This is a genomic window from Leclercia tamurae (assembly GCF_025566055.1).
GTDB lineage: Bacteria > Pseudomonadota > Gammaproteobacteria > Enterobacterales > Enterobacteriaceae > Enterobacter > Enterobacter tamurae.
On sequence record NZ_JAMHKS010000076.1, the window covers coordinates 1 to 23,093 of the forward strand.

Here is a 23,093-nt window from a genome sequence, read left to right on the forward strand (position 1 = left end):
GTGGCATCCATACCGGCCTTTCCGGCAAGATAGTGACGTACGGCCGCAAGTTTTACAGCAGAAGAATGTTTCATAAACTGCACCCTCAGATGTCAGATCGTGTCCAACATTTTGGGTGCAGTTCATACGCCTTACCCGGCCTACGGTTTTTGTAGACCCGGCAAGCGCAGCGCCGCCGGGCATGCAAACTTACTCCGCTGCCACCGGTTTCACCCTTACCCCGGCAAACACCATTACCATCGCCGCCACCAGCAGCACGCCGCTGGCAGTAAATACGCCGCTCGCCCCGTTGAGATCGAATACCGCCCCGCCGCCTGCCGCACCGGCGCTGATCGCCAGCTGAATCGAGGCGACCATCAGGCCACCTGCGCTCTCGGCCTCGTCGGTAACGGTAGTTGCCAGCCAGGTTGACCAGCCCACCGGCACCAGGCCGAAGGCGAAGCCCCACAGGCTCACCAGCAGACCGTCCACCAGCGCCAGATGCCCAAACGCCACCATCAGCCAGGCCAGGATCCCCATCGCGAACGGCACCAGCGCCAGGGTCAGGCGCAGGTTGCGCGCCAGCAGATGTCCGGCAATGGAAGTACCGACAAAGTTCGCCACGCCAAAGCCGAGCAGGATCAGCGAAATCGTTTCAACGCTCGCCTGCCCTACCGTCTCGAGGAACGGTCGCAGGTAGGTAAAGAAGGCGAAATGGCCGCTGAAGATCAGGATGGTCGCCAGCAGGCCGCCCATCATCCCCGGACGACGCAGGACCCGCATCAGCGTGCGCAGACTGCCGCTGTTCTCCGGACGCATGGAGGGCAACACCCACAGCTGCCACAGCAGCGCCAGCAGGCTTGGCACCACGCAGAGGAGAAACACGTTGCGCCAGCCGATCAGACTCCCGAGATAGCTGCCCAGTGGCGCGGCTACCACGGTCGCAATCGACACCCCGGAGAAGATAATGGCCAGCGCTTTCGGCACGTCGCTGGCAGGCACGAGGCGCATCGCGATGGCGGTGGACATCGCCCAGAAGCCGCCGATCGCCACCCCCAGCAGCAAGCGTCCCATCAGCAGGACATGCAGCGAGGGCGCGAAGGCCACCATCAGGCTGGAGATAATCTGCAGTACCGAGAAGAACATCAGCACCCAGCGGCGGTCGATGCTTTTGGTGGCGGGAGTGATCAGCAGACCGGTGACCAGCGCCACCAGCGCGGTGGCGGTAACGGATTGCCCCGCCACCCCTTCGCTGACCCCCAGACTGGCCGCCATTGGCGTCAGCAGACTGGCAGGCAGAAACTCGGCGATGATCAGGCCGAATACCCCCAGCCCCAGCGACCAGACCGCGCGCCAGGCGGGTCTGGCCGGGGCACTGGCCTCGTTAGCGACGATGGATGAATGCATCTGTTACTCTCCGGTTATAAAAATGTGATGTATGTCGCAAAGCATAGGCAGTTCACCGTGGACGATCTATGACATATAATCTCCACTTATTGATTAATCGTCCGGGAATCGAGAAATGACTATCCAGTCGCCTGATTTGATCAGTGAATTGCTGCGCGGCATGCGCCTGTCAGGGGTGAAATACCGTCGGATTGAAGCCAGCACGCCCTTTGGCGTGGCCTTTGGTTATGCGCCGGGCAAAGCACAATTTCACTTTATCAGCCGCGGCCCGGCGGTTCTGCGGATGCACAACGGGGCGCGGTTCGCGCTCAACAGCGGCGATGCGGTGTTTATCCCCAACGGTGATGCCCACGCCCTGCTCTCCGGGGATGACGCGACGGTGACCCCGGTGTCGGCCTTTCCCAGCGAGCCCATCTGCAACACGGTATGCGACATCCACTGCGAGCCCTGCCCGGACAGCGATAACGTAGTGATATTCAGTGGGTGTATGGATTTCGATCTCGGTGGGATGCAGCCGCTGATCAAAGCGATGCCAGAAGTGATGATGGTCAGTCGCCTGATGACTACGTGGCCGGAGATCCATCCCCTGCTGGAGGCGATGGAGCGCGAGTCGATGGCGCGCCAGGTAGGCTTTGCCGGGATCCTCGCCCGGCTGGCGGACGTGGTGGCGGCGCTGATTGTCCGCGGCTGGGTCGAAGCCGGATGCGGGAAAGCCACCGGCTGGATCCAGGTGCTGCGCGATCCGCGCCTCAGCCGGGCGATCTATGCCATGCACCAGCAGCCAGGGGTCAACTGGAGCGTAGCGGAACTGGCAAAACAGGCGGGAACGTCGCGGTCGGTGTTTGCCGAGCGGTTTCTCACCGCCACTGGCACTACCCCGGCGAAATACCTGACCGAGCTGCGAATGCGGCTGGCGATCCAGTATATCAGTCAGGAGAATCAGGCGATTGAAACCGTGGCATTGCGGCTGGGCTACGGGTCGCTGGCCGCCTTTAGCCGGGCGTTTAAGCGAATTGTCGGCCAGTCACCAGGGGCGTTACGCGAAGCCAGTCAGATCCCACAGGAGATCTGACCGGGTAACAGTTAAAGCCAGCTCTGCTGGGTCATTTTCCCTTCGGTGCGATCCTCGCGCGGCAGTTCGATGGCCAGGGTGGAGAGATGTTTCGACCACAGATCCGCCACCCATTTCACGCCGCGGGCGGTAAAGCGCGCCTGGGACCAGGTGTGCTGGTTCTCGCCCACGCCGCTGTGCAGGGTAAAATAGCCCGCGTCGATATGGTGCTGCGGCGGAACCAGATTGCCGCCGACGCGCTGCATGATATTGCGCTCCAGCAGAAACTCGCGGAACTGCGGCTCTTTGGCTTTGAGCATTTTACAGAGCTGACGGAACCCCATCGCCTCTTTTACCTTAACGAACTGGTCAAAGAACGCCGCCTTTGGGGCCCAGAGCGCCAGCTGCTCCTCCGCCCGATGGCATTTTTCATACTGCTCGGCCCAGGCGCGTGCCGCTGCTGCCGGGTTAGTGAAGTCCGGGATATTGGCGTTTCGTTCCCGCTCCTGCCAGCGATCCAACATGGCAGCCGTGAAGCCCGGAGAGATACGCGAAACCGTCAGCAGGGAGTCTCGTTTATTCAGCAAAAACTCCTGCCGCGTTTCACCTTCGCGCTCGTACAGACTGGCCGTTACCGGCTGCGAAAGACGCTGCGCTGTTTCCAGACTCGTCACCATGCGTTTCACCTCGGTATGGGCGATACCGGTCATTTTGGCGATTTCGCGGCTGCTGATGGTGGCAAGCCGATCGTTGGACTGGAAATTTTCAACAGGAATTACCATAGGTTTCACCCCTCACTCATACATTACATGGGTAATTTGCTCTAATAGTATACAAATACCTGTTCAAATATCCAGTATAATTTTTAGGCGTCTCCTCCGGAAAGCAGGCCACGCCTAAGTTGCAGTAAGTACGATGCTTTTGGATATCAGTGCGACTTCTGGCTCTGCTCGGCGGTGCCAAAATGCGCGGTGTCGCCGTGACCGTGTTCCCCGCTCCCCTGCACGCGCCGGAGCTGGATCACCTCGCCCTGCTGCCAGGCATTGGCGCCTTTCGCCACCGGGTGGGCGACTATATCGGCGCGCTGGCGTTTTATCTCCTGGGTATCAATATCAAGACGCCGATCGCGATCCGCCAGCAGCGCCGGATCGAGTTGCCCTTCCCCGGTAAAGCCCATCATCAGGGCCGGGATGCCGAGCGGCAGGGTTTTGTCGCGATCCGTATGCCAGGTGTGCCAGGTTTTGCCGTAGGTGTTGACGATTTTGCTCATCAGCGCCTTGTCGGCCACCGCAGGCAGGCCGGGCGCCACCAGGCTGCCGGATTTCACTTCATACTGATGGCTGTGCCAGAGCTTTTTCTCCTCCGGCGGCAGGGTGTTAAACAGGCGCTCGCTGATGATGTACTCGACCCCCATCAGCCGGGCATCCTTCGTATTGCCGTCATAGATGACCGCCTGCATGACCTCTTCATTGAGCACGGTCACGTAGTGATGGGCCTCCATCTGGCCGTTTTTATCCCCGCTGTAAAAATGAAAGCCATCAAGATAAGCGCTGATGGCCTCCACCGGCGGGCGGGACTGAATAACCTGAGCGCCCGTTTCCAGAGTGCGCATTTTGGCGGAAGTGCTTTCACCAGGGATGGGTGCCTGCGGCGGGGAGTTGTTCGCCCCACAGCCGACAAGAAGCAGGATGGCGGGCACGATCAAAGGTAACGATTTCATTGGCACTCCCTTTTGCTTAACCTGGTTATGAAGGTAGTGCAGATGTCGGGATTGATCCGGCATATATCAGAAAAAACAGCGGCTTCGCTGTGGTTTGTCCGCAACGGTAAATTGTCTGGTTATGCGCAAAATGCGCTATCCGACACGCTAAGTGGCTAAGATTCGTCTAAGGTTTTCAGGTGATTGATGACAGCGGTCACGCTGCCCAGCGAACTTAGGAGAACAACCATGATGAGACCTCAACGCCACCCTACACTGCGGCTGGCGATTGGCGGCATCCTGCTTGGGATCACCGCCTTCAGCTATGCGGACGACTCGTCCAGCACCCAGAAACAGCCCCCGGACATTCTGTTTGGTCCTCTGTTTAACGATGTGCAAAGCGCCAGACTCTTCCCCGATCAGAAAACCTTTGCCGATGCGGTACCAAAAAACGATCCCCAGGCGATCCTCGCTGATTACCACATGCAGCGAAAACAGTCCGGCTTCGACCTGCGGCATTTTGTCGACATGAACTTCACCCTGCCGACTGAAAATGAAAAATACGTTCCGCCAGCCGGGCAGAGCCTGCGCGCGCATATCGACGGCCTGTGGCCGGTGCTGACCCGCACCACCTCCAGCGCCGGGAAGTGGGATTCACTGTTGCCGCTGCCGAAACCTTACGTAGTGCCGGGAGGACGTTTCCGCGAGATCTACTACTGGGACAGCTACTTCACCATGCTGGGGCTGGCCGAGAGCGGTCACTGGGACAAAGTCGCCGATATGGTGGCTAACTTCGCTTACGAACTGGATAGCTGGGGCCACATCCCCAACGGCAACCGCAGCTACTACCTGAGCCGCTCCCAGCCGCCGTTCTTCTCCCTGATGGTTGAACTGCTGGCGACCCACGACAGCGAGGCGCTGAAAAAATACCGTCCGCAGATGGAAAAAGAGTACGCCTACTGGATGGAGGGGGTGGATGCCCTTCAGCCGGGTCAGGCCAGCCAGCGGGTGGTGAAGCTGGACGATGGTGCGGTGCTGAACCGCTACTGGGACAACCGCGATACGCCGCGCCCGGAATCCTGGCTGGATGACATCAACACCGCGAAAAAATACCCGAACCGCCCGGCGACCGAGATCTACCGCGATCTGCGTTCCGCCGCCGCCTCCGGCTGGGACTTTAGCTCGCGCTGGATGGACGATCCGCAGCAGCTGGGGACGATCCGCACCACCAGCATCGTGCCGGTGGATCTGAACGCCCTGATGTTCAAGATGGAAAAACTGCTGGCGAAAGCCAGTCAGGATGGGGGCGATAGTGCAGCCGCCAGCCGTTATGAGGGTCTGGCAGCCGATCGTCAGAAAGCGATGGAGCGCTATCTGTGGAACGACAAACAGGGCTGGTATGCGGATTACGATCTGAAAACCAAACAGGTGCGCGATCAGCTGACCGCCGCGGCGCTGTTCCCACTGTACGTGCAGGCGGCTTCTCAGGAGCGCGCGGACAAAACGGCCTCGGCCGCCGAGGCTCAGCTACTGAAAGCCGGTGGGATTGCGACGACCAACGTCAACAGCGGCCAGCAGTGGGATGCGCCAAACGGCTGGGCACCGTTGCAGTGGGTGGCCACCGAAGGCTTGCAGAACTACGGGCATAAAAAAGTGGCGATGGACGTCACCTGGCGCTTCCTCACCAACGTACAGCACACCTACGATCGCGAGCAGAAGCTGGTGGAGAAATATGATGTGTCCACTACCGGCACGGGCGGCGGTGGCGGTGAATATCCGCTGCAGGACGGCTTTGGCTGGACCAACGGCGTGACGCTGAAGATGCTGGATCTGGTTTGCCCGCAGGCCAACCCTTGCGACAAACTGCCAGCCCAGCAGCCTGCGGCGAATGATGAACCGGTGACCACCACCCCAGCGGCCACCAGTAATCAACCGGCGGCCAGTACCCCGTCCACCTCACAGCCAGCCGCGAATGATGAATCGACACAAACGCAGAAGAGTGTCGGGCAGTAAGGTTTCCCAGGACGGGTAAGGCGTAGCCGCCACCCGGCACAAAAAAACGGCTCTTAACAAGAGCCGTTTTTACGTGGGTCAGGCGCGTCGTACCATTCTGTAGATGAGAAGCACGAGAATAGCGCCAACCACGGCCACCAGAAAACTTTGCAGGTTAAATCCGGATACATTGCCGCCGATGCCAAACATCGTTGCCAGCCAGCCGCCGACAACCGCACCTACGACCCCAAGGATACAGGTCACAATAAAGCCACCACCATCCCGTCCCGGCATGATGAATTTTGCGATAACACCAGCAATAAGACCAAAAATAATCCAGGCGATGATACCCATAGCGATGCCCTCTTGCAGAGTTAAGCTTACGCAGAACACCCGTCTGCGCAGGTCAATTAAGTATAGGCAATAGCCAGAAAACCATTTTGAGTACACTGACTTAATTGCGGCTCTGACGAAAAAAATAATTGCTGGTTTGTATTAAGTTCCGCGCACAGATGCCGATAACGCAACCACAGACTGTCATCTATCGAGGAGCCCTGGGGCGTGAGTAATTACAGTGAGCAGTTCCTGAAAACTAATCCGCTGGCTGTATTAGGGGTATTACGCGATCTGCAAAAACAGGGCGTTCCCGTGCGTATCAGCTGGGGGAACAACCAGTTCATCAGCAAAATTCTGGATGCCACGCCAGAGCGGCTGGTGATGGATTTGGGTAGTCAGGAGTACGAAAACCGCTCGGTGCTGCGCGCAGAAATCATCACCGTGGCCGCCGATACCCAGGGGGCGAAGGTGGAGTTCGACCTGCCGCAACTGGAACAGGGAACCTGGCAAGGGCTACCGGCCTTTATCACCTCCCTGCCGGCCTCGGTATGGTGTATCCAGCGACGGGAGTTTTTCCGTATCAATGCCCCCCTGCATCCGGCCTACTTCTGCAAAGCCAAAATGCCGGACAAGAGCGTGATCCGTTTTCGTCTGCACGATCTCTCGCTGGGCGGCATGGGGGCGCTGATGGATAGCGCAAAACCTGAGGCACTGGTCGAGGGGATGCGCTTCTCGCAAATTGAACTGGATATGGGCGGCTGGGGTCGCTTTTTCTTCGATGCGCAGCTGATCACGGTGAGCGAACGTAAGGTCGTGGACAGCAAAAACGAAACCATCACCACGCCGCGTCTGAGCTTCCGTTTTCTCAATGTCGGGCCTGGCCCGGAGCGTGAACTGCAGCGGATTATCTACTCGCTGGAACGTGAAGCGCGGGAGCGCGCCAACAAGGTGCGTTGATCGCGACCGGGCAGCGCGTGGCTGCCCGGCAACGGATTACATGGCGTCCATCGCCTTCTGTACTTTCCAGATATAGCGCGGCGCCTGCGGGGCCGGGTGATTATTCACGACGTGCTCAAAGAACTCGTCTTTGTCCAGGTCGTTGATCTCGGCAATCGCCTTTTTGCGATCGGAGGAGAAGGTGCGCAGCAGTGCGCCTGCCCCATTAACATACGACACCACCAGCGCATACTGCATCACTTCCGGATCCTCTATTCCCTTCAGGATCCCGTGCTCCAGAATGCTCAGATAGGCGGTGCCCATCGAGATATTGCGCTCCGGGTTCTTCAGCTCGCTGGTGGAGGGCTGTCCGCTCCAGCCCATATGCCGGTAGACCTCTCGCCCGGCAGTGGAGGCTTTCAGCTGCATCAGGCCTACCGCGTTCGATTTGCTGACCAGATTGGGATTCCCGCCCGACTCCACCGCAATGATGGCGGTCACCAGACGCGGGCTGACGCCCCAGGCTTCACCGGCTTTTTCGCTGATCGGCATCCACTGCATCGCCCGTTTGACCGGCACTTCTGGGTTCCATTCGGTTTTGTTGTAATCCTGCTTTGAACTGCATCCTGCAAGCAACACAATCAAAAAAGCAAACCATCTCAATTTCACGTCATCTGTCCTTATGGTCATTCATCGCTGTTACCCTATCCTCCGCTTGATGAAGGATGCGCTCAGGCGGCATGATATATACATTTAGATTTATAAGTCAGCAAGGAAATGCCATGTCTCAGTTTCATCTCATCGCACCATCAGGTTACTGCATTAATCAGGAGGCGGCCCAACGGGGCGTTGCGCGTTTACTGGACGACGGGCATCAGGTGCAAAATCAGATAATTATACCCCGCCGCCAGCAGCGATTTGCCGGGACCGAGGCGCAGCGGCTGAACGACATTAACGCCCTCACCCGCCTCGAGGGGGCCAACCAGATAGTGCTGGCGGTGCGCGGGGGATACGGCGCCAGCCGCCTGCTGGAGCAGATCGACTGGCAGGGTCTGGCCGAGCGCCAGCAACGGGATCCGCTGCTGATTTGCGGTCACAGCGATTTCACCGTCATCCAGCTGGGTCTGCTGGCGCTGCATAACGTCATCACCTTTAGCGGCCCGATGCTGGCGGGCAACTTTGGCGCCCCCGAGCTGGACGCCTTTACCCTGGATCATTTCTGGCGCGCGCTGCAAAACAAGACCTACACGGTAGAGTGGCAGGGCGAGGGTCCGGCGTGTGAACGCGCAGGCCAGCTGTGGGGCGGCAATCTGGCGATGGTGGTGTCGCTGATCGGCACCCGCTGGCTGCCCGCCATTGAGAACGGCATTCTGGTGCTGGAGGATATCAACGAACACCCGTTCCGGGTTGAGCGCATGCTGCTCCAGCTGCACCACGCGGGCATTCTCGACCGTCAGCAGGCGATTATCCTCGGCAGTTTTAGCGGTTCAGCCGCCAATGATTACGATGCCGGATACGATCTGGCCACCATGGTCGATTACCTGCGCTCCCGGGTGTCGGTGCCGATTATCAGCGGGCTCGATTTCGGTCATGAACAACAGACCGTCACCCTGCCGCTCGGCGCGCAGGCGTCGCTGGTTCACGCCGCAGGTAAGACCTGTTTGACCCTGAGCGGTCATCCGGTGCTGAAGGCATAAAAAAAGCCCTTTAAGCGCCGGATTAGCACGCTGTAAGGGGCGTTAATATGATAGGGTTTTAGTATCAGTCACCGCGTCACGCAGGGAGTACGCACACATTGGATGCCGCAGCAATAATCAGTCTTTTTATCCTGGGTTCAGTTCTTGTAACCTGCAGTATTTTATTGAGTTCATTTTCGTCTCGTCTCGGCATCCCCATTCTGGTTATTTTCCTCGCCATCGGCATGCTGGCAGGGGTTGATGGTGTCGGGGGGATCCCCTTCGATAACTACCCGTTTGCCTACATGGTAAGTAACCTCGCGCTGGCGGTGATCCTGCTGGATGGCGGGATGCGCACCCAGGCCAGTTCGTTTCGCGTGGCGCTGGGCCCGGCCCTGTCGCTGGCAACGGTCGGGGTACTGATCACCTCCGGCCTGACCGGAATGATGGCAGCCTGGCTGTTTAATCTGGATATCATGGAAGGGCTGCTGATTGGTGCCATCGTCGGCTCCACCGACGCCGCGGCGGTCTTCTCCCTGCTGGGCGGTAAAGGGCTGAACGAACGTGTCGGCTCGACGCTGGAGATTGAATCCGGCAGTAACGACCCGATGGCGGTGTTTCTGACCATCACCCTGATAGAGATGATCCAGCAGCATGAAACCAGCCTGAGCTGGGTGTTCGCCTGGCACATCATTCAGCAGTTCGGCCTCGGGATCATCATTGGCCTCGCCGGTGGCTATCTGCTGCAACAGATGATTAACCGTATCTCGCTGCCGGCCGGGCTCTACCCGCTGCTGGCCCTGAGCGGCGGGATTTTGATTTTCGCCCTGACTACCGCGATGGACGGCAGCGGCATTCTGGCGGTCTACCTGTGCGGCTTCCTGCTGGGGAATCGCCCGATCCGCAACCGCTTTGGCATTCTGCAGAACTTTGACGGCCTGGCCTGGCTGGCGCAGATCGGCATGTTCCTGGTGCTGGGGCTGCTGGTCACCCCGTCGGACCTGCTGCCGATTGCCATTCCAGCCCTGCTGCTGTCGATATGGATGATCTTCTTTGCCCGTCCGCTGTCGGTGTTTGCCGGCCTGCTGCCGTTCAGAGGGTTTAACCTGCGCGAGCGGGTGTTTATCAGCTGGGTGGGACTGCGCGGCGCGGTACCAATCATCCTCGCGGTATTCCCGATGATGGCCGGGCTGGATAACGCTCGCCTGTTCTTTAACGTGGCCTTCTTCGTGGTGCTGGTGTCGCTGCTGTTCCAGGGCACGTCCCTGTCGTGGGCGGCAAAAAAGGCCAAAGTGGTGATCCCTCCGGTGGGCTGGCCGGTCTCCCGCGTCGGGCTGGACCTTCATCCGGAAAACCCGTGGGAGCAGTTTGTCTACCAGCTCAGCGCCGACAAGTGGTGCGTAGGTGCCTCGCTGCGGGATCTGCATATGCCTGAGGAGACGCGCATTGCCGCCCTGTTCCGCGATAACGCCCTGCTGCACCCGACCGGGAGCACCCGGCTGCGTGAGGGGGATATTCTCTGCGTGATTGGCCGCGAGCGCGACCTTCCTGCTCTCGGCAAGCTGTTCAGCCAGTCGCCGCCGGTGGCGCTGGATCAGCGCTTCTTTGGTGATTTTATTCTCGAAGCCAGCGCCAAATTCGCCGACGTGGCGTTGATCTACGGCCTGGAGGAAGGGCTGGAGTATCGTGACAACCAGCAGACGCTGGGCGAGATTATCCAGAAACTGCTCGGTGCCGCGCCGGTGGTGGGTGACCAGGTGGAGTTTGCCGGGATGATCTGGACGGTGGCGGAGAAAGAAGATAACAGGGTGCGGAAAGTTGGCGTCCGCGTGGCGGAGGATGCCGAGGAATAATTCTGTGCGGTCGGTTTGCCGGGTGGCGGCTACGCCTTACCCGGCCTACCACTTATATCGTGACTACCGGTACCCGCGGGGCGAGCGCCGTTAACAACTCGTACCCGATGGTGCCCGCCGCAGCCGCGACGTCGTCCACTTTCACCTCATTGCCCCATAGCTCAACCGGCGTGCCGATCCCGGCCTGCGGACAGGGGGTAAGATCAATCGCCAGCATATCCATCGACACGGTACCGACCGTGCCGGTACGCACGCCGTCCACCCACACCGGGGTGCCGTTTGGGGCGATACGCGGATAACCGTCGGCATAGCCACCAGCGACAATCCCGATCCGCTGCTCGCCCGAGGCGCGATAGCGGCTGCCGTAGCCCACGGTATCCCCTGCTTTCAGGGTCTGAACCCCGATAATCTCACTGCGCAAGGACATTACCGGCTTGAGGCCGCTGTTGGCGATATCCTGCCACTGCCCGGACGGTGACGCGCCGTACAGCACGATCCCTGGACGCACCCAGTCGAAATGCGCTTCCGGGTGCCAGAGGGTCGCCGCCGAGTTTGACAGCGAGCGCGGGCAGTCGAGCCCTTCCGCCGCCTGCTCTATGTGCATCATCGGCTCAGCAATGCCGTCCGGCTTTTCCGCATCGGCAAAATGGGCCATCAGCGTCATCCCGCCGATGTTCTTCAACGCCCGCAGCTGCTGCCAGACGCTGTGGACCCGATCCGGCTGGAAACCGAGGCGGTTCATGCCGCTATTCACCTTCAGATAGATATCGAGCGGGGCATGCAGCTTCGCATTCTGCAGCGCCTTAACCTGCCAGTTACTGTGCACGCTAGTGGTCAGGCGGTACTTATCAAACAGCGGCAGTTCATCGCTGTTGAAGAAGCCTTCGAGCATCAGGATCGGCCCTTTCCAGCCACGCTCGCGCAGGAGGATCGCCTCCTCCAGATTGAGCATCGCAAAGCCATCGGCCGCACTTAATGCGCTCCAGATGCGATCCAGACCGTGGCCATAAGCATTGGCTTTGACCACCGCCCAGACGCGTGAAGCGGGCGCAGCGCGCCGGACAATTTGCAGGTTATCTTTCAGGGCCTGCAGATCCAGCTGAGCCACAACAGGACGGGACATGACGACTCCTTGTTAGTTATGCGCGCCGTGTAAATGCTGTGGACGTGACGGAGTGAACCCGGGCCGGTAGCGCGCGACGCTTAAATCATCAAACGGAATGGCCGGTGTGCGCCCGGAGATCAAATCACTGAGGAGCTGCCCTGATCCGCAGGCCATCGTCCAGCCCAGCGTACCGTGACCGGTGTTGAGCCACAGGTTCTTAAACGGGGTGCGGCCCACGACGGGCGTGCCGTCCGGGGTCATCGGGCGCAGCCCGGTCCAGAAGGTCGCCTGTTCGATAAAGCCGCCGCGCGGGAAGAGGTCGCCCACGACCATCTCCAGCGTTTCCCGACGCGGTTGCAGCAACTCGGTGTTAAAGCCGACGATTTCCGCCATTCCTCCCACGCGGATCCGGTTATCAAAACGGGTGATCGCGATTTTGTATGTTTCATCAAGGATAGTTGAAACCGGGGCACCACTCTCCTCCTTCACCGGGATAGTGAGCGAGTAACCCTTAAGGGGGTAGACCGGAATATCCACGATCCCCTTCAGCATGGCGGTGGAGTAAGAGCCAAAGGCCATTACGTAGGCGTCAGCTTTCACCACCTCGTCGCCGCACAGTACGCCGTAGATTTTTTCTCCCTCGTACAGGAGCTTATCCACCGACGTGTTATAGCGGAATTTAACCCCCGCCTGCTCTGCCATCTGCGCCAGATTCTGGGTAAAGAGCTGGCAGTCGCCGGTTTCGTCATTGGGCAGACGCAGCCCGCCGGTGAGCTTGTGCGCCACCTCGGCCAGCGCCGGTTCGACCTGCGCCAGCTGGCTGGCTTCCAGCAGTTGATACGGGACTCCAGCATCCTCGAGAACCGCGATATCCCGGGTGGCGTTTTCATACTGCTGGGCGGTGCGGAACAGCTGCAGGGTGCCTCCCTGACGGCCCTCATACTGAATGCCGGTAGAGGCACGCAGCGCTTTCAGGCAGTCGCGGCTGTACTCCGCCAGGCGCACCATCCGCCCTTTGTTTTCCATGTAGTGCGAGGTGTCGCAGTTGCGCAGCATCTGCCACATCCACTTGAGCTGGAACTGCGTGCCGTCGAGGCTGATCGCCAGCGGCGCATGGCGCTGGAACATCCATTTAATCGCCTTCAGGGGCACACCCGGTGCCGCCCAGGGCGCCGCGTAACCCGGCGAAATCTGCCCGGCGTTGGCGGCGCTGGTCTCCAGAGCCGGACCCGGCTCCCGATCAATTACCGTTACGTCGTGCCCGGCCTGACTCAGGTACCAGGCGCTGGTTACGCCAACGACGCCACTTCCCAGTATGACAACACGCATAGCCACTCCCTTAATAAGCAAAAGAACAATCTTCTGATTACATATTGATAACCCAGCCGAAAATATTATTCAACATAGGCCTTTTTTATGGTGACTTACCTCACACCTTCCCCAGCTGACGGGGGTAGCACGGTTTTGGCATCTCCTGCTGCGCGGCATTTTTAACCAGAATATTATTCTGCCGGACACCCCCTTTTCGTCACGGAAAAAACGGGAAATCGCAAAGAAAAAAATAGCGTCCCAGCACGCTTTTGAATGGCGTGTTCTATGCTTGAAAAGAGGTTCTCCAGACAGAGAGAGCTACCAACAATGAGGGCGCGCTAATGGCTACTATTGATTCCATGAATAAGGACACCACACGTCTGAGCGATGGACCCGACTGGACATTCGAGCTGTTGGATACGTATCTGGCAGAAATTGACCGGGTAGCGAAACTCTACCGTCTGGACGCTTATCCCCATCAAATCGAGGTGATCACCTCCGAACAGATGATGGACGCTTACTCCAGCGTCGGGATGCCCATTAACTATACCCACTGGTCGTTTGGCAAAAAATTCATTGAAACCGAACGGCTGTACAAACATGGTCAGCAGGGGCTGGCCTATGAGATTGTCATCAACTCCAACCCCTGCATTGCCTATCTGATGGAAGAGAACACCATCACCATGCAGGCGCTGGTGATGGCGCACGCCTGCTACGGACACAACTCGTTTTTCAAAAACAACTACCTGTTCCGCAGCTGGACCGATGCCAGTTCGATTGTCGACTATCTGATCTTTGCCCGTAACTACATTACCCAGTGCGAAGAGCGCTACGGGGTGGACGAGGTAGAGAAGCTGCTCGACTCCTGCCATGCGCTGATGAACTACGGCGTGGATCGCTACAAACGTCCGCAGAAAATCTCCCTCCAGGAGGAGAAAGCCCGGCAGAAAAGCCGGGAAGAGTATCTGCAGAGCCAGGTGAATACCCTCTGGCGTACCCTGCCGAAACGCGAAGAGGAGAAAACGGTAGTCGAAGCGCGCCGCTATCCTTCCGAGCCGCAGGAGAACCTGCTCTATTTCATGGAGAAGAACGCCCCGCTGCTTGAACCGTGGCAGCGTGAGATCCTGCGTATCGTGCGCAAGGTGAGCCAGTACTTCTATCCGCAAAAACAGACCCAGGTGATGAACGAAGGCTGGGCGACGTTCTGGCACTACACCATCCTCAACCACCTGTATGACGAAGGCAAAGTCACCGAACGCTTTATGCTGGAGTTCCTGCACAGCCACACTAACGTGGTGTTCCAGCCGCCATACAACAGCCCGTGGTATAGCGGTATTAACCCCTATGCGCTGGGCTTTGCCATGTTTCAGGACATCAAGCGTATCTGCCAGAACCCGACGGAAGAGGATAAATACTGGTTCCCGGATATCGCCGGGTCCGACTGGCTGGAGACGCTGCATTTTGCGATGCGCGACTTCAAGGACGAGAGCTTTATCAGCCAGTTCCTGTCGCCGAAAGTGATGCGTGACTTCCGCCTGTTTACGGTGCTGGATGACGATCACAACAACTTTCTGGAGATTTCGGCGATCCACAATGAAGAGGGGTATCGTGAGATCCGCTCCCGCCTCTCGGCTCAGTACAATTTGAGCAATCTGGAGCCGAATATTCAGGTCTGGAATGTGGATCTGCGCGGGGATCGCTCTCTGACGCTGCGCTATATCCCGCATAACCGCGCCCCGCTGGACAAAGGGCGCAAGGAAGTGCTGAAGCATGTCCATCGCCTGTGGGGCTTTGACATTATGCTTGAGCAGCAGAATGAAGACGGCAGCGTGGAGCTGCTGGAGCGGTGCCCGGTTAAAGGGAATATGTTGTAGCCTGTTTGCCGGGTGAAAAAAAACCTCTCACGCGAGAGGTTTTTTATTTTAGCGCCCCTGGATGACCAGGTCGCCCGGCAGGGATTTCTGCATCCGGTGCCAGATCTCGCCGCTTTCACGACCGTAGCGACGCACGGTGTCATACACCTGGTCGTGCATCCCTTCAGAGCAGAGTTCGCTCAGCTTATGGTAGAAGCCAAGCGCCAGGCTACGGGCTTCCGGATTAGCGAAGTAGTGACGGCCGATGCGGGTATAGAGCCCTTTCATGCCGTTGAGGATCAGGCCGTAGATCGGGTTACCGGAGGCAAAGGCCAGGCCGCGGAAGACATTGTAATCCAGCAGGGCAAAGGCATCGGCGTGATCTTCCACCGCGGTGGCGCGGTTCAGCACTTCCAGGGCCTTATCCGGGTGCTGGCGGAATGCCGTGCGGATAAAGATGGTGGCGATGTTGGTACGTACGGAGAGCAGATTATCGATCAGCTGCGGAACGCTCTCGTGATCGAGGCGCGCCAGCGTTTCAAGAATATTCAGACCCGACGTTTCCCAGAAGTTATTCACTTTGGTCGGTTTGCCGTGTTGGATCGTCAGCCAGCCATCGCGGGCCAGTCGCTGCAACACTTCACGTAAGGTGGTACGTGTGACGCCAATCAGTTCAGAGAGTTCGCGTTCTGCGGGAAGGATCGAGCCAGGGGGGAAACGGTTATTCCAGATGCTCTCGATAATGTACTCTTCCGCGAAACCCGCCGGGCTTTGCGCCTTTATGACCATAGTGAGTTTTCCATTAACTGCTTTTTACAAAATTCACTCATCATACCAGAGGCAGACAGAGGCAGATAGCGCAGCGAGGCGAGAAAAAAGGGATCGCCGTTTTATTTTTATCATTTAAAATTTCGGCCTGCGCCCCTTGCCCGGCCCGGTTTGCGTATACTTAGGGCGTAATTATGTGACGGGCAAGGAAATCTGTTGTGGAAATGTCTTATAGCCGCGCCCTGTGGCGCAATTTTTTAGGCCAGTCCCCCGACTGGTATAAAGTGACCCTGGTTGTTTTTCTGGTTCTTAACCCGCTTATCTTTGTTATCGATCCCTTTATTGCCGGCTGGTTGCTGGTGGCAGAGTTCATCTTTACCCTGGCGATGGCGCTGAAATGTTATCCCCTGCTGCCGGGCGGCCTGCTGGCCTTCGAGGCGGTAGCAATCGGCATGACCAGCGCGGAACATGTGAAAGAGGAGCTGGCGACCAATCTGGAAGTGCTCCTGCTACTGATGTTTATGGTGGCCGGGATCTACTTTATGAAGCAGCTGCTGCTGTTTATCTTTACCCGCCTGCTGCTGAGCATCCCCTCGAAAACGCTGCTGTCGCTGGCCTTCTGCGTAGCGGCTGCGTTTCTGTCGGCCTTCCTTGATGCCCTGACCGTGGTGGCGGTGGTGATCAGCGTCGCCGTTGGCTTCTACGGGATCTACCACCGGGTGGTCTCCGCGCAGTCGGAAGAGGGCCTGCACGATGACAGCCAGGTCGATGCCCAACAGCGCGAGGTGCTGGAGCAGTTCCGCGCATTTCTACGCAGCCTGATGATGCACGCGGGCGTAGGCACAGCGCTGGGCGGGGTAATGACCATGGTCGGCGAGCCGCAAAACCTGATCATTGCCAAAGCTGTCGGCTGGAACTTTACCGAGTTTTTCCTGCGTGTGGCCCCAGTCAGCGTGCCGGTGCTGATATGTGGCCTGTTCACCTGCTGGCTGGTGGAGAAGTTTAAATGGTTTGGCTACGGCACCCTGCTGCCGACCCAGGTTCGCGAGGTGCTGCAACGTTATGATGATGAGAGCCGCAGCAAGCGTACCCGTCAGCAGAAGCTGGCACTGGTGTTTCAGGGGATGATTGGCGTCTGGCTGATTATCGCCCTGGCGTTTCATCTGGCGGAGGTGGGCTTAATCGGCCTGTCGGTGATCATCCTGGCGACCTCTTTTAGCGGCGTGACGGACGAGCACGCCATCGGCAAAGCCTTTACCGAAGCGCTGCCGTTTACCGCCCTGCTGGCGGTGTTTTTCGCGGTAGTCGCGGTGATTGTCGACCAGCAGCTGTTTGCGCCGATCATTCGCTACGTGCTGCAGGCCGAGGCGGATGCCCAGCTGACGCTGTTCTATCTGTTTAACGGACTGCTGTCGGCCATCTCCGACAACGTGTTTGTCGGTTCGGTCTATATCAATGAGGCCAAAACCGCGCTGCAGAGCGGCGCGATAAACCAGCAACAGTTTGAGCTGCTGGCGGTGGCGATCAACACCGGTACCAACCTGCCCTCCGTCGCCACGCCGAACGGTCAGGCGGCGTTCCTGTTCCTGCTTACCTCGGCACTGGCCCCTCTCATAAGACTCTCTTATGGCCGCATGGTATGGATGGCGCTCCCCTATACGGTGGTATTAACCGTCGTCGGTTTGTTGTGCGTCAAAATTACCCTCATTCCTGTTACCCAATGGATGCTGCAGGCGGGTATACTGGCGACGCATTAAGTGAGTCAGCCGGGTAATTTATTGCCCGGCTGCGCTGACGAATGATAAATATCCGATTACGTTATATTTTGCGCGCCGAGGCTGGCGCGCAAATTGTTTTCGTTTACACTGCGCTTTCTATACCTGTTCCAGGGAAATGATTATGTTGAAATTTTTGAACCAGTGCTCGCGTGGACGCGGAGCGTGGTTGCTGTTAGCCCTGACCGCCTTCGCGCTCGAAATGGTGGCATTGTGGTTCCAGCATGTGATGTTGCTGAAGCCCTGCGTGCTGTGTATCTATGAACGTTGCGCGCTGTTTGGCGTGATGGGCGCAGGCCTGGTGGGCGCCATCGCCCCAAAAAGCCCGCTGCGCTACGGTGCGATTGCTATCTGGCTGTACAGCGCCGGAAAAGGGCTTCAGCTGGCCTGGGAGCACACCATGATCCAGCTGCACCCGTCGCCGTTTCAGACCTGTGATTTTGCCGCCAGCTTCCCGAGCTGGCTGCCGCTGGACAAGTGGCTGCCGCAGGTGTTCGTGGCCAGCGGCGACTGCTCCGTGCGTCAGTGGGAGTTCCTGACCCTCGAGATGCCGCAGTGGCTGGTGGGCATTTTTGCCGCTTACCTGGTCGTGGCGCTGCTGGTGCTGATTGCCCAGCCGTTTAAACCGAAAAAACGCGATTTGTTCGGACGTTAATGCCCGGCAATAAAAAAACCCGCCTCGGCGGGTTTTTTTATTAGCTGCGGTTGGGATGATTCATAATATGGTCTTCCCAGTCGCGCACCTCAGATTCTCGCACCGCAATATGGCGCACCGAAATCCGCTCGCCGTGCATCGCCGCTTTCGAACCGGCCAGCAGCGGGTGCCATTTCGGCAGCTCCTTCCCTTCCGCCAGCAGGCGATAGGCGCAGGTCGGCGGCAGCCATTCAAAGGTTGGCAGGTTGTCGCGGGTCAGCTTGATGCAGTCCGGCTCTAACTCGAACCGGCGCTCGTAGTTACGGCACTGGCAGGTTTTGATGTTCAGCTGGTTGCAGGCGACGTTGGTGAAATAGATTTCATCCGAGTCTTCATCCATCAGCTTATGCAGGCAGCACTGCCCGCAGCCGTCACACAGCGATTCCCACTCGGCGTCGGTCATGTTGTCGAGAGTTTTGCTTTGCCAGAAAGGAATGTCGCTCATAAGGATGTCCACACGTCAAAATAAAGCGCACCTTATAACCAGTCTGGCACCTCGATGCAAGTTTTGCCGCCCAAAAGGGGCGGCAAGCGGGGATTACAGCACGCGGGTTTTCAGTGACAGGCCGTTAACGGCCACTTCCAGCTCGTCGCCGCCGGAGAGCGGACCCACCCCTTCCGGGGTGCCGGTAAGGATCACATCCCCTGGTTTCAGGGTGAAATAACGGCTCATGTAGGCAATCAGCGGGACAATCTTGTGGATCATGTCGGCGGTGGAGCCCTGCTGACGCACCTCGCCGTTCACCTTCAGGCTCAGGGTGGTGTTCTGCGGATCGTCCTGAAATTCCGACGCCGGTACAAACCCGGAGATCGGGCAGGAATTATCAAAGCCTTTGGCTTTTTCCCACGGCTGACCCGCTTTCTTCATTTTGCCCTGCACGTCGCGCAGGGTCAGATCCAGCGCCACACCATAACCGGCTATCGCCTTCAGCACATGATCTTCAGAGGCCTGACGCAGCGTGGCGCCAATCAGCACCGCCAGCTCCACTTCGTGGTGAACCGAGCCCAGCCCCTGGGGTAACGCCAGCGGCTGGCGGATATCACAGAGTGCCGTTTCCGGTTTAATGAACAGCACCGGCTCGTCCGGAACCGCACTTCCCATTTCCTGAATATGCTTTGCGTAATTACTTCCTACGCAGACGACTTTACTTACCGGATAATCCAGTAAGGCTCCTTGCCAGTTATGATGTTGATACATAGACGTCCCCTGAACGGTTAATGTGACGCTGACAGATAATTCTTAAACTATTTTTTCCCCTGCGCCTCAAGATGCTGTTTGAGTAAATTCTCTTGCGGGGGAGGGAGTTGTAAATAATAGCCCTGTTCGGCCAGCGCGGTTTTTACTTTTTCCAGATCGGCGTTACTCAGCTGCTTGCGCCCGTCGAGGGGCATCAGCATCACCAGCTGCGGCTTACCGAAGCTCTTCATCAGGGCCTCAGGCACGCGGGAAAAATCGTCGTTTTTTTCGACATACAGGTAGGTCTGGTCGCGCTGGGTACTTCTGTAGATCACACAAAACATATATTTACTCTGAATTAAGCGGGAGGGTGACTTGCCTCAATATAATTGTGACTATAACATGCCTGATACTCTTCGGAATATCACGGCGCACACGTCGTGGTAAAAGCAAATTGAGTAAGGCCAGGATGTCAAACACGCCCATCGAGCTTAAAGGCAGTAGCTTCACCTTATCAGTGGTTCATTTGCATGAAGCAAAACCCGAGGTTATTCGTCAGGCGTTAGAAGACAAAATCGCGCAGGCGCCCGCATTTCTTACCCATGCGCCGGTGGTCATTAACGTAAGCGGCCTCGAAGCGCCGGTTAACTGGCACCATTTGCAACAGGCGGTCACCGCCACCGGCCTGCGGATTGTGGGCATCAGCGGCTGCAAAGACGCTGAGCTGAAAGCCGAAATCGATCGGGCGGGTCTTCCGTTGCTGAACGAAGGCAAAGACAAAGCCCCGCGCGCAGAGCCCCCTGCTCCACCAGAACTCCCTGTTACCCCTGTCACAAAAACGCGATTGATTGATCTTCCGGTGCGTTCCGGTCAGCGAATTTATGCGCCAAACTGTGACCTGATTGTGACCAACCACGTCAGCGCAGGGGCGGAGCTGATTGCGGATGGCAATATCCATATTTATGGCTCAATGCGAGGCCGTGCGCTGGCGGGTGCCAGCGGCGATCGCGATGCGCAAATTTTTTGTACCCACCTGGAGGCGGAACTGGTCTCCATCGCAGGTGTTTACTGGCTGAGTGATAACATCCCGGCCGAATTTTCTGGCAAAGCGGCACGTCTGCGGCTGGCAGACAACGCTTTGACCGTTCAACCGTTGAATTGATCCCTTTTTAACAAGGAATTTCTATGGCACGCATTATTGTTGTTACTTCGGGTAAAGGAGGCGTTGGCAAGACCACCTCCAGCGCGGCCATCGCTACAGGTTTGGCCCAGAAGGGAAAGAAAACCGTCGTTATTGATTTCGATATCGGCCTGCGTAACCTTGACCTGATTATGGGTTGTGAACGCCGCGTGGTGTACGATTTTGTGAACGTGATTCAGGGTGACGCCACGCTGAATCAGGCGATGATTAAAGATAAACGTACCGACAACCTTTATATTCTCCCGGCTTCGCAGACGCGCGACAAAGACGCGCTGACCCGTGAAGGCGTGGAAAAGGTGCTCGATGAGCTGAAAAAGATGGAGTTCGATTTCGTGGTCTGCGATTCACCGGCAGGCATCGAAACCGGCGCGCTGATGGCGCTCTACTTCGCCGATGAAGCCATCATCACCACCAACCCGGAAGTGTCGTCCGTACGCGACTCCGACCGTATTTTAGGGATCCTCGCCTCAAAATCCCGCCGTGCGGAAAACGGCCAGGAACCGATTAAAGAGCACCTGCTGCTGACCCGTTATAATCCGGGTCGCGTTAATAAAGGTGATATGCTGAGTATGGAAGACGTGCTCGAGATCCTGCGTATCAAACTGGTTGGCGTCATCCCGGAAGATCAATCCGTGCTGCGTGCCTCTAACCAGGGTGAACCGGTTATCCTCGACGCTAACGCAGACGCTGGTAAAGCGTATGCGGACACGGTAGATCGTCTGCTCGGAGAAGAACGTCCTTTCCGCTTCATCGAAGAAGAGAAGAAAGGTTTCCTCAAACGCCTGTTCGGAGGATAAGTTATGGCATTACTGGACTTTTTTCTCTCGCGGAAAAAAAGCACCGCTAACATCGCAAAAGAGCGTCTGCAGATCATCGTGGCAGAACGCCGCCGCAGCGACGCGGAACCACATTACCTGCCGCAGCTGCGCAAAGATATTCTGGAAGTGATCTGTAAGTACGTGCAGATTGACCCGGAAATGGTGACCGTACAGCTGGAGCAAAAGGACGGGGATATCTCGATTCTGGAGCTCAACGTGACCCTGCCGGAAGCGGAAGAGTCGCGTTCGTAACCGTGCCTGTTGCCGGGCGGCGCTGCGCTTGCCCGGCCTACGGTTCCCCACCGGGGCGATTACTGCGGATACGCTTCCAGTAGCGTATTCAGGCGATCGGCCATCAGTTCCCCGCGCCAGCCTGCCATCAGTTCCGGCGTACCGTTTTGCGGCTTCAGCTTCCAGTGCGCGTTCAGCAGTTGGTTGATCTGACGACGTGAGGCCAACAGTTCGGCGCTGAGTTTGCTCTCCGCTGCCACTTCCTGCACCAGGGCTTTAATCGCCTTAAAGGCTTTGCGATAACCCGGCATATCCATCAGGTTCAACAGCGGCTGCGGCAATGCCTCTTCCGGCAACGCCTGCGCCTTTTCCACCAGCGCCAGCAGGGTTTTACCGTGGAAGCGGATCTCCGAGCCGGAAAGGCCGATGCTGTCCAGCTCGCCCAGGCTACCCGGCATGTAACGCGCCACGGCCCACAGATGCTCTTCACGCACCACAAAGTTCACCGCCAGGTCGCGCTCGCGCGCCTTACGCAGACGCCAGTCCGCCAGCAGCTGCAGACAGGCCAGCTGACGGGTGCGCAGCTGCCAGGCGTTGCTGATATCGCGCCACGCCTCTTTCGGATCGGTAGTCTCCTGACGACGCAGCTGCGTCATCCGGCACTCATTGAGGGCAGCAGGCAGCCAGCCGGAAGCTTCAGCCTCTTTCATCAGCTGACCGGCAATCGGCAGCAGGTAGAACACATCCGCCGCCGCGTAGTCGAGCTGGCGTTCGGTCAGCGGACGCGCCAGCCAGTCGGTGCGGGATTCGCTCTTGTCGATGACCAGCCCGGTGTACTCTTCCACCATGGCGGCAAAGCCCCATGACAGTGGGCGACCGGCAAAGGCAGCGAGGATCTGGGTATCGATCAGCGGCTCCGGCATGATGCCGAAGGTATTGAGGAAAACTTCCAGATCTTCACTTCCGGCATGCAGATATTTAGTGATGGCGGTATTCAGCAGCAGCGCACGCATTGGCGCCCAGTCGGTGATCCCCAGCGGGTCGATAAGCGACACATTTTTTCCGTCATACATCTGGATCAGACCCAGCTGCGGGTAATAGGTGCGGGTACGGACAAATTCGGTATCCAGCGCGATGGCGGGTGCGTCACGGGTGACATCGCACAGCGAAGCCAGCTCGTCGTTGGTGGTGATCATCTGGTAATTCAAATCATATTCTCTTTGGTTTGCGC

The 23,093-nt window shown here is 58.0% G+C and carries 22 protein-coding genes and 2 pseudogenes; 11 read left to right on the forward strand and 13 right to left on the reverse strand.

The genetic code is table 11. From position 1 onward, the window contains the following. Positions 1–189: 189 nt before the first annotated feature. A complete protein-coding gene (locus M8318_RS16155) occupies positions 190–1,386 on the reverse strand; it encodes an MFS transporter (RefSeq protein ID WP_262663522.1) in 1,197 nt (398 codons plus the stop codon). A 115-nt stretch (positions 1,387–1,501) separates the two neighbouring features. Here M8318_RS16155 and M8318_RS16160 point away from each other — a divergent pair, with 115 nt between their 5' ends. Continuing rightward, positions 1,502–2,458 carry an AraC family transcriptional regulator gene (locus M8318_RS16160; protein WP_262663523.1) on the forward strand — a complete coding sequence of 319 codons (957 nt, stop codon included), beginning with the start codon at positions 1,502–1,504 and terminating at the stop codon, positions 2,456–2,458. Positions 2,459–2,469: 11 nt separating this feature from the next. Here M8318_RS16160 and M8318_RS16165 read toward each other — a convergent pair whose 3' ends face one another. Beyond that, entirely contained in the window at positions 2,470–3,219 is a 750-nt protein-coding gene (locus tag M8318_RS16165; RefSeq protein WP_106993255.1) for a phage antirepressor KilAC domain-containing protein, read from the reverse strand. A gap of 146 nt (positions 3,220–3,365) precedes the next feature. Continuing rightward, on the reverse strand, positions 3,366–4,157 hold the full coding sequence (locus tag M8318_RS16170) for an OBAP family protein (protein ID WP_262663524.1): 792 nt from the start codon (positions 4,155–4,157) through the stop codon (positions 3,366–3,368). A gap of 228 nt (positions 4,158–4,385) precedes the next feature. On the opposite strand from M8318_RS16170, the gene M8318_RS16175 reads away from it, so the two are divergent. Then, the gene (locus tag M8318_RS16175; RefSeq protein ID WP_262663525.1) at positions 4,386–6,149 is read left to right on the forward strand and encodes an alpha,alpha-trehalase; all 1,764 of its coding nucleotides are present in this window, start codon (positions 4,386–4,388) and stop codon (positions 6,147–6,149) included. Positions 6,150–6,227: 78 nt separating this feature from the next. Here the strand turns inward: M8318_RS16175 and M8318_RS16180 are convergent, their stop codons facing one another. Then, positions 6,228–6,482 carry a GlsB/YeaQ/YmgE family stress response membrane protein gene (locus tag M8318_RS16180; protein WP_106993259.1) on the reverse strand — a complete coding sequence of 85 codons (255 nt, stop codon included), beginning with the start codon at positions 6,480–6,482 and terminating at the stop codon, positions 6,228–6,230. A gap of 207 nt (positions 6,483–6,689) precedes the next feature. Here M8318_RS16180 and ycgR point away from each other — a divergent pair, with 207 nt between their 5' ends. Continuing rightward, positions 6,690–7,421: a flagellar brake protein YcgR gene (gene ycgR, locus M8318_RS16185; RefSeq protein WP_106993260.1), complete on the forward strand. Its 732-nt coding sequence runs from the start codon at positions 6,690–6,692 to the stop codon at positions 7,419–7,421. Between the two features lie 36 nt (positions 7,422–7,457). Here the strand turns inward: ycgR and emtA are convergent, their stop codons facing one another. Beyond that, positions 7,458–8,069 carry a membrane-bound lytic murein transglycosylase EmtA gene (emtA, locus tag M8318_RS16190; RefSeq protein ID WP_106993261.1) on the reverse strand — a complete coding sequence of 204 codons (612 nt, stop codon included), beginning with the start codon at positions 8,067–8,069 and terminating at the stop codon, positions 7,458–7,460. 113 nt (positions 8,070–8,182) lie between these two features. Here emtA and ldcA point away from each other — a divergent pair, with 113 nt between their 5' ends. After that, the gene (ldcA, locus tag M8318_RS16195; RefSeq protein ID WP_262663527.1) at positions 8,183–9,097 is read left to right on the forward strand and encodes a muramoyltetrapeptide carboxypeptidase; all 915 of its coding nucleotides are present in this window, start codon (positions 8,183–8,185) and stop codon (positions 9,095–9,097) included. Positions 9,098–9,195: 98 nt separating this feature from the next. Beyond that, positions 9,196–10,863: pseudogene (locus tag M8318_RS16200) on the forward strand (potassium/proton antiporter); the annotation flags it as partial. Here the strand turns inward: M8318_RS16200 and M8318_RS22795 are convergent. The 3 genes and pseudogenes from M8318_RS22795 to M8318_RS16210 all read right to left on the reverse strand — a co-directional run. Further along, a pseudogene (locus M8318_RS22795) lies at positions 10,864–10,917 on the reverse strand (hypothetical protein); the annotation flags it as partial. Positions 10,918–10,981: 64 nt separating this feature from the next. Next, positions 10,982–12,052 carry a catabolic alanine racemase DadX gene (gene dadX / locus M8318_RS16205; protein ID WP_262663529.1) on the reverse strand — a complete coding sequence of 357 codons (1,071 nt, stop codon included), beginning with the start codon at positions 12,050–12,052 and terminating at the stop codon, positions 10,982–10,984. Positions 12,053–12,064: 12 nt separating this feature from the next. Continuing rightward, positions 12,065–13,363, reverse strand: coding sequence for a D-amino acid dehydrogenase (locus tag M8318_RS16210; protein ID WP_262663530.1), 1,299 nt, complete (start codon positions 13,361–13,363; stop codon positions 12,065–12,067). A 323-nt stretch (positions 13,364–13,686) separates the two neighbouring features. Here M8318_RS16210 and M8318_RS16215 point away from each other — a divergent pair, with 323 nt between their 5' ends. Then, the gene (locus M8318_RS16215) at positions 13,687–15,219 is read left to right on the forward strand and encodes a SpoVR family protein (protein ID WP_106993266.1); all 1,533 of its coding nucleotides are present in this window, start codon (positions 13,687–13,689) and stop codon (positions 15,217–15,219) included. Positions 15,220–15,267: 48 nt separating this feature from the next. Here the strand turns inward: M8318_RS16215 and fadR are convergent, their stop codons facing one another. Next, a complete protein-coding gene (gene fadR / locus M8318_RS16220) occupies positions 15,268–15,987 on the reverse strand; it encodes a fatty acid metabolism transcriptional regulator FadR (RefSeq protein ID WP_106993267.1) in 720 nt (239 codons plus the stop codon). Between the two features lie 197 nt (positions 15,988–16,184). On the opposite strand from fadR, the gene nhaB reads away from it, so the two are divergent. Both nhaB and dsbB read left to right on the forward strand, forming a co-directional pair. After that, entirely contained in the window at positions 16,185–17,723 is a 1,539-nt protein-coding gene (gene nhaB / locus M8318_RS16225; RefSeq protein WP_262663531.1) for a sodium/proton antiporter NhaB, read from the forward strand. A 142-nt stretch (positions 17,724–17,865) separates the two neighbouring features. Next, a complete protein-coding gene (gene dsbB / locus M8318_RS16230) occupies positions 17,866–18,396 on the forward strand; it encodes a disulfide bond formation protein DsbB (protein WP_106993269.1) in 531 nt (176 codons plus the stop codon). A gap of 40 nt (positions 18,397–18,436) precedes the next feature. Here the strand turns inward: dsbB and M8318_RS16235 are convergent, their stop codons facing one another. The 3 genes from M8318_RS16235 to M8318_RS16245 form a co-directional block, all read right to left on the reverse strand. After that, positions 18,437–18,880 (reverse strand): YcgN family cysteine cluster protein, encoded by a 444-nt coding sequence (locus tag M8318_RS16235; protein WP_106993270.1) that lies wholly within the window; start codon positions 18,878–18,880, stop codon positions 18,437–18,439. Between the two features lie 93 nt (positions 18,881–18,973). Next, positions 18,974–19,633 (reverse strand): fumarylacetoacetate hydrolase family protein, encoded by a 660-nt coding sequence (locus tag M8318_RS16240; protein ID WP_262663532.1) that lies wholly within the window; start codon positions 19,631–19,633, stop codon positions 18,974–18,976. A 47-nt stretch (positions 19,634–19,680) separates the two neighbouring features. Continuing rightward, on the reverse strand, positions 19,681–19,956 hold the full coding sequence (locus M8318_RS16245) for a YcgL domain-containing protein (protein WP_262663533.1): 276 nt from the start codon (positions 19,954–19,956) through the stop codon (positions 19,681–19,683). A 125-nt stretch (positions 19,957–20,081) separates the two neighbouring features. Between M8318_RS16245 and minC the strand changes: the two genes are divergently transcribed. Genes minC through minE form a run of 3 tightly spaced genes read left to right on the forward strand, consistent with a single transcriptional unit; the run spans position 20,082 to position 21,883 of the window. Beyond that, on the forward strand, positions 20,082–20,774 hold the full coding sequence (gene minC, locus M8318_RS16250; RefSeq protein WP_106993273.1) for a septum site-determining protein MinC: 693 nt from the start codon (positions 20,082–20,084) through the stop codon (positions 20,772–20,774). A 23-nt stretch (positions 20,775–20,797) separates the two neighbouring features. Next, the gene (gene minD, locus M8318_RS16255) at positions 20,798–21,610 is read left to right on the forward strand and encodes a septum site-determining protein MinD (RefSeq protein ID WP_106993274.1); all 813 of its coding nucleotides are present in this window, start codon (positions 20,798–20,800) and stop codon (positions 21,608–21,610) included. 3 nt (positions 21,611–21,613) lie between these two features. Continuing rightward, complete coding sequence (gene minE / locus M8318_RS16260; RefSeq protein ID WP_032611475.1) at positions 21,614–21,883, forward strand: cell division topological specificity factor MinE; 270 nt, start codon at positions 21,614–21,616, stop codon at positions 21,881–21,883. A gap of 59 nt (positions 21,884–21,942) precedes the next feature. Here minE and rnd read toward each other — a convergent pair whose 3' ends face one another. Next, a complete protein-coding gene (gene rnd / locus M8318_RS16265) occupies positions 21,943–23,070 on the reverse strand; it encodes a ribonuclease D (RefSeq protein ID WP_262663534.1) in 1,128 nt (375 codons plus the stop codon). Between the last annotated feature and the right edge of the window lie 23 nt (positions 23,071–23,093).